Below are 6,396 nucleotides of genomic sequence, written 5' to 3' on the forward strand. Positions count from 1 at the left end.
TCCTTGAAAAAACCTTTTGGAGTGAATATGTTTATCCTCATTGCCTTCGGCTTCATCTCCCATTCTGAAAGAAGGGCGCTTTCCTTGAGATTTGGGTCTTTCATTGTCCAGTATATCCCCATTGTGTCGAGCATCAGGACAGCGACATTCTTGGATATCTCTTTTGGCAGGTCAGAGATTGCTTCGGCAATCACGCCCATGGTATAGCTCTTTCCTGAGCCCCTCTTTCCGCATATGAAGATTACATGGCTCCGCGCCACATCAAGGTAAATTGAGTTGGAAAGCGATGTTGTCTGCCCCATTTTGACATAGTGCTTCCCTATGAATATTGTGCCTACATCGCCGAACTTCTTCTTGTCTTCCTCATCCCTTCCTATGATTATGTCATACATTCCTGAATTAGGCAAATCAAAAGCCAGTATAAATATTTTTGTAATCCTTTCATAAAAGGAAAATTCCTGCACGAAAACATTTATAAACAGCCGGGGGATAAATATTCCCATGATAGAAAGAAAGGATTTTGAGGAAATCAAGAATGAGCTTGAAATGTTTGACAGCAACAGGGAATACCTTATTGGAAAGACAAGGGAGATAATCAGGCTTTCAAAGAGAATAATTTACTCTGTGCACCGGAATGAGCTTTCTGAGGCAGAAAAGTCTGCTGAAGAGATAAGAAAGGTTTATGCTGAATTGGAGAAGGAAATTGCAAAAGTCCCTGCGCTCATCTATTCTGGAACATTGAAAAATGCAATGCAGGAATATGTTGAGGCATTGTGCTTTTTTGAGATAATAAAAGAGAAGAGGATGCCTACGCACAAGGAGCTTGGAGTCCAGGGAGAGCATTACCTTCTTGGAATGTGCGACCTTATCGGAGAGATTTCAAGGATTGCGATAAATTCTGCTGCAAACGGAAGCTATGATTTTGCAATTGAGATGAAGGGGCTTGTGCTTGAGATATATTATGAGCTGATGAAGTTTGATTTTCCAAACGGCGAATTAAGGAAAAAGTTTGACGGGATAAAGTATGAGATAAAGCGCCTTGAGGACATGGCTCTTGCCCTGCGGCTCAAGAGATAGATATGCTTTTCGCAATCGCAAAACGGGTGAGAAAATGCTTGAACTGAATAATGTCAAAATTGAATGGCTTGGGCACTCAGGATTCAGGATAACTGGAAAAATTATAATTTACATTGACCCTTTTCATATTGATTCAGGAGAAAGGGCAGGCCTTATTTTAATAACCCACAGCCATTATGACCATTGCAGCCTGGAAGACCTGAAAAAGATTGCCGGAAAAGGGACAATGATAATAGCGCCTCCCGACTGCCTCAGCCAGATCAGGAAAATAGATGGAATTGAAATAAAGATTGCAAATCCTGATGAAAAAATTGAAGAAAAAGGCATTGTGATTGAAACCGTTCCCGCATATAACATAAAAAAGCAGTTTCATCCGAGGGATAACAACTGGCTTGGTTATGTCATAACAATTGAAGGCAAGAGAATATACCATGCGGGGGACACTGACTTCATACCTGAAATGCGCTCCCTCAAGGACATTGATGTTGCAATGCTCCCTGTTGGCGGCACATACACAATGGATGCAAAAGAGGCTTCTGAAGCTGCAAACTCATTTTCCCCGAAAATTGCAGTTCCGATGCACTACGGCTCAATTGTCGGAAAAAAGGAGGATGCAGAAGAGTTCATGGCGCTTTTTCACGGAGAGGCAAAAATAATTTGATGCAGAATTTTAATCAAAAGATTTAAAACTTAACCTGGCAAAATCTCTTAAGAGGCTAAAAAAATGGAAAGAACTTTTGTGAAGGAATTGAATCCTGAAATGGACGGAAAGAAGGTAATGCTCTCTGGCTGGGTTCAGGAAATAAGAGACTTGAAGAAGATAAAATTCATAGTGCTCCGGGACTTTTCAGGGCTTGCCCAGCTTGTTGCTCTTTCAGATGTTTTGGACAGGGAATCATTTGAGAGAATATCAAAAATAACCCCCGAAAGCGTTATTTCAGTAGTTGGAACAGTAAAGAAAAGCAGTATCGCAAAAATGGGGATTGAGATTTCAATTGAAAAAATTGAGATTCTTGCAAAATCAGACGCCCTTCCAATTCTTGTTACAGAAAAAGACATTGAGACCGGATTTGCCAAGAGGTTTGACTACCGAAGCGTTGACTTAAGAAAGCAGAAGAACCTTGCAATCTTCAAGATAGAGTCGGCATTGATAGAAGGCATGACAGAATACCTCAGCAAAAGCGGATTTCTTCATGTTTTCACTCCATGCATAATGGGAGCTGCTTCTGAATCAGGGGCAGAAGTTTTTAAAATCGCCTATTACGGGAAAGAGGCTTATCTGAGGCAGGACCCTCAGCTTCACAGGCAGCTCACAATTGCCGGAGGCATTGAGAAGATATATGACCTTGGCCCTAACTGGAGGGCTGAGAAATCCCACACAGCAAGGCACCTTTGCGAGCACCGCGCCTGCGCAGTTGAGATTGCTTTCATAAAAGACGAGATTGACATTGAAAGGCTTGAAGAGCGGGTTATAGTGCATGCAATAAAGAATGCTGTTGAGAAATGCGCTGATTCCCTTGCTCTTCTTGGAATCTCACTTTCAGTTCCAAAAACTCCTTTCCCCGAAATAAGGTTCCCTGAGGTGTATGACATCCTTGCATCCCTAGGAAAAAAGCTTCCAAAGGGAACTGACTTTGATTCAGAATCAATGGAGCTGCTTGCCAAATATGTAAAGGAAAAATACAATTCAGATTTCTACTGGGTCAACAGGTTCCCCTTTGAGATAAAGCCGTTCTATGTGATGAGAGTTGACTCTGAACCAGAATGGGCGAGAAGCATTGACTTGAATTACGGCGCACTTGAAATGAGTTCAGGCGGGCAGAGGGAAAACCGTTATGAGAATCTCATGAAGCAGGTAAATGAGAAGAATCTTAATCCTGAGAACCTGGAGTGGTTTACAAAGTTCTTCAAATACGGAGTCCCTCCCCACGGCGGATTTGCAGTCGGGATTGAAAGGCTGACTCAGGCGCTCCTCAAGCTTCCTAATATACGGGAAGCTGTTCTATTCCCAAGGGAGCCAGACAGGATTCTGCCATAAGAAATATTAATTTTAATTTGATTTTTTAATTCTAAATTTTTTAGAGATTATCAGAATTTCTTTTGATTAAAAAGAAAAAACCGCCCCAATTCCAAACAAAAAGCCTGATTTTTGATTATATTTGAAATTTCCTCAAATGTCGTTAAGCGCAATCATGCTTATTGCCTTGTCAATCCCTTCAAATGTCCTTAATTTCTTAAGTATGAACTGGCTTAATTCCCTTATGCTCTTCACCCTTGTCCTAATTATCATGTCTGTCTCTCCTGTGACAATTGACACTGACTCAACCTCAGGAAGCTTTCTTATTCTCCTTGCAAGCTCCTCCTGGTTCATCTTTCCCCCGGACGGCAGAGAATAATTAACTGTCACAAGGATGTATGCAAGTATTCCCCTCCCAATTTTCTCATAGTCAATTAAGGCAGAATATCCCTTTATTACGCCGGTCTGCTCAAGCCTTTTTATCCTGTTGTGGACTGTTGTAATGGGAATTCTGAGTTTTTTTGAAATCTCATGCGTTGTTAGCTTTGAATTATCCAGAAGCACCCCGATTATTGAGAAATCTTTTTCATCAAGTGCCATTTTAATGGAAAAATATTCCATTTTTATTTAAATATTTCGTTTTTTTAGAATATTTTGCCGTTTTACAGGGAAAACATTTATAATAAAAGGAGTTCAGATAGTTTAAAATATAATATAAGTGCAGGGCAAAAAAAATGAGCTTTTGGAAAATGTGCCTGGAAGAGGAAAGATTTTCTGCTACAGATACGGGCATTTCCAAAGTAAAAATAATGCCTGATTCAAAAATCATCTGCATGAATTTTGATAACTAAAAGATTGCCTTTGCAATCCCAGGTTGTTGAAATTCATAAAAAATTCTTGGAGTTGCAAAGGCCTTAATAAAAAAAACCATAAAAACAGCGGAGGAAAAAATGGAAGCAATACAGCAGGCAAGGCCTTTTGAAAGGCAGGAAAGAGCAAGAACAGCAGAATCAGTTATGGAGCAGGAAAAAGGCTCATTTGACATGAAAACAATTGCTGTTGACATAATGGATTTCCTCAAGGGCAGCGGCTTTACGGAAATGATGCCTGATTCAAGAGAGGCATTTTCAATTCCCGAATTTGAGTGGGAAGAATTAGAAATAGGAAAAAAGACGAGAAAAAAGCAGTCACGGCTTATTCGGGGAGTATGTGTCTATGATACAGAGACAGGAAAAATCAGGGTTGAAACAGATGAGCTGTCAAGCGCTGAAGCAATAAGGCTCGTAGAAATTGCATTGGCAAGAATTTCAAAACCCGCAATAAGGATTCCTTTTGAAGAGGAAAAGATTCCAAAGCTTAGCTATGAGCGCGCATTCCAAATCCTGAAAAGGGAGGGCTTCCCTGTTGAGGAAGGGCTTGAAATTCCCGAGGAATCGATAAAATCGCTATCTCTGATGTTTGAGCAGCCTTTTTTCCTTGTGGAATTCCCTTCTGAACTTGGCGCATTCCATGACAGGGAAGACCCAATGCACCCTGAGTTTTTAAGGAACTTTGAGCTCGTCTGCCCAGACGGGCTCGGAAGGGCTGCATTTGGGGGGGAAAGGGAAAAAAGCCCGGAAAAGGTGATGGAAAGGCTTGATCTCCTTGGCGAGGAAAGCGAAAAATACAGGAAATATTTTGAGGAATGGAATCCCTGCCAGTGCGGCTTTTCAATAGATGTTGAAAAGATTGCAGAATACCTGAAATCGCTTAATTAAATAACTGCCAAAAACCAAAACTTTTAAAATCGCGTGCATTTTGGGGATGCATAGCGTATTTTTTCAGGGGCAGGTGCATAAAATGAAATTTATCTCAATCAAGGAGGCAATTGACAAGGGCAAGGGAGAGGTATCCATAAGAGGATGGGTTTACAGGGAAAGGAAAAGCAACAAATTCGGGTTTATTGTGCTTCGTGATTCAACAGACATAGTCCAGTGCATAATTGAAAAGGATACGGTCTCAGAGAAAATCTGGGCTGACATTGAAAAAATCCTGATTGAGTCATCCTGCGAGATTCATGGGACAATTCATCCTGAAAAAAGAGCCCCAACCGGCTTTGAAATTGCTGTTTCAGACATAAAAGTGGTGAACTTTGCAGAGCCGTTCCCGATAAACAAAGACCAGAGCACAGAATTTCTCCTGGATGAAAGGCACCTCTGGATAAGAAGCAGGTATATGACCTCAATCCTGAAAATCAGGAGCACTGTTTTTCAGGCAATAAGGGAGTATTTCTGGGGGCAGGGCTTTTACGAGCATCATTCCCCAAGCTTTACTGCTGTGCAGTGCGAGGGCGGTTCAACTCTGTTTAAGGTAGATTACTTTGGGCATCCTGTGAATCTTACCCAGTCATGGCAGCTGTATGCAGAGCCAGTCATATTTTCGCTCGAGAAGATATTCACAATAGCGCCTTCATTCAGGGCAGAGAAATCCAAGACCTCAAGGCACCTGACTGAATACTGGCATGCTGAAATGGAGGTTGCCTGGTGCGATTTCGAAGGCATGATGAAATATGGAGAAGAGCTGATAAAATATGTTGTGAAAAAAGTTCTTGAAAAGAATATGCCTGAACTGAATATCCTAAAAAGGGATATCTCAAAGATTAAGCCCTGCCTTGAGAAGAAATTTCCGAGAATCACTTATGATGAATCGCTTAAACTTCTAAAGGACAAGTGCAGGGTTGAAATCCCCTGGGGCAAGGATTTAAGGACAATTGAGGAAGACAAACTAACCTCACTGTTTGACACTCCGATAATAGTTACGCACTATCCCAAGAAGATAAAGGCGTTTTACATGAAAGAGGATGATAAGAATCCTGATGTTGTGCTTGGAAGCGATTTCCTGCTTTCAGAGGGATACGGTGAAGTGATTGGCGGCTCTGAGAGGGAATCTGAACTCGAAAAGATAAAGGAGAGGCTTCTTGCACAGGGAGAAAAGCTTGAGAACTATGAATTTTACCTTGACACAAGAAGGTACGGAAGCGTTCCCCATTCAGGATTCGGGCTTGGAGTTGAGCGCCTGATAAGCTGGATTTGCGGGCTTGAGAACATCAAGGATGCAATTGCCTTCCCAAGGACAATGCTGAGATGGACTCCCTGAGCATGAAAAATCAAGGAATTATTTCTGCGTTCTTGGGGAGAAAAAGCGTCTTTTGCAAAGCAAAAGCATTATAAAGGAATAATCTCACCAAAATTTGCATTAGTGGTGATAATGGCTTTTAGGAAAAAAGAGGAGAAGGATAACGGGGCTTTTTCCCAGTTTTCAGA

7 protein-coding genes are annotated in these 6,396 nt (G+C 41.4%); 5 read left to right on the forward strand and 2 right to left on the reverse strand.

All coding sequences use genetic code 11. The features are described 5' to 3' along the window. On the reverse strand, window positions 1-407 hold a 407-nt coding region (locus NTV63_00020; protein MCX6709330.1), incomplete at its 3' end, for a DUF87 domain-containing protein. A 94-nt stretch (window positions 408-501) separates the two neighbouring features. Here NTV63_00020 and NTV63_00025 point away from each other — a divergent pair. The 3 genes from NTV63_00025 (at window position 502) to aspS (ending at window position 3,115) form a co-directional block, all read left to right on the forward strand. Continuing rightward, window positions 502-1,077, forward strand: coding sequence for a hypothetical protein (locus NTV63_00025; protein MCX6709331.1), 576 nt, complete (start codon window positions 502-504; stop codon window positions 1,075-1,077). Window positions 1,078-1,111: 34 nt separating this feature from the next. Then, on the forward strand, window positions 1,112-1,738 hold the full coding sequence (locus NTV63_00030; GenBank protein ID MCX6709332.1) for an MBL fold metallo-hydrolase: 627 nt from the start codon (window positions 1,112-1,114) through the stop codon (window positions 1,736-1,738). A gap of 63 nt (window positions 1,739-1,801) precedes the next feature. Beyond that, entirely contained in the window at window positions 1,802-3,115 is a 1,314-nt protein-coding gene (gene aspS / locus NTV63_00035) for an aspartate--tRNA(Asn) ligase (protein ID MCX6709333.1), read from the forward strand. A gap of 132 nt (window positions 3,116-3,247) precedes the next feature. Here aspS and NTV63_00040 read toward each other — a convergent pair whose 3' ends face one another. Continuing rightward, window positions 3,248-3,694, reverse strand: a complete 447-nt coding sequence (locus NTV63_00040) for an Lrp/AsnC family transcriptional regulator (protein ID MCX6709334.1) — start codon at window positions 3,692-3,694, stop codon at window positions 3,248-3,250. 350 nt (window positions 3,695-4,044) lie between these two features. Here NTV63_00040 and NTV63_00045 point away from each other — a divergent pair, with 350 nt between their 5' ends. Both NTV63_00045 and asnS read left to right on the forward strand, forming a co-directional pair. Continuing rightward, complete coding sequence (locus NTV63_00045; GenBank protein ID MCX6709335.1) at window positions 4,045-4,851, forward strand: hypothetical protein; 807 nt, start codon at window positions 4,045-4,047, stop codon at window positions 4,849-4,851. Between the two features lie 82 nt (window positions 4,852-4,933). Beyond that, window positions 4,934-6,229, forward strand: a complete 1,296-nt coding sequence (asnS, locus tag NTV63_00050; protein ID MCX6709336.1) for an asparagine--tRNA ligase — start codon at window positions 4,934-4,936, stop codon at window positions 6,227-6,229. The last annotated feature ends 167 nt before the right edge of the window (window positions 6,230-6,396 follow it).

Source organism: Candidatus Woesearchaeota archaeon, assembly GCA_026394965.1.
Lineage (GTDB): Archaea > Nanobdellota > Nanobdellia > Woesearchaeales > 0-14-0-80-44-23 > JAPLZQ01.

Coding starts and splice junctions, on each gene's coding strand:
- NTV63_00025 (MCX6709331.1), top strand. CDS start 502: ATGATAGAAAGAAAGGATTTTGAGGAAATCAAGAATGAGCTTGAAATG.
- NTV63_00030 (MCX6709332.1), top strand. CDS start 1,112: ATGCTTGAACTGAATAATGTCAAAATTGAATGGCTTGGGCACTCAGGA.
- aspS (MCX6709333.1), top strand. CDS start 1,802: ATGGAAAGAACTTTTGTGAAGGAATTGAATCCTGAAATGGACGGAAAG.
- NTV63_00040 (MCX6709334.1), bottom strand. CDS start 3,694: ATGGCACTTGATGAAAAAGATTTCTCAATAATCGGGGTGCTTCTGGAT.
- NTV63_00045 (MCX6709335.1), top strand. CDS start 4,045: ATGGAAGCAATACAGCAGGCAAGGCCTTTTGAAAGGCAGGAAAGAGCA.
- asnS (MCX6709336.1), top strand. CDS start 4,934: ATGAAATTTATCTCAATCAAGGAGGCAATTGACAAGGGCAAGGGAGAG.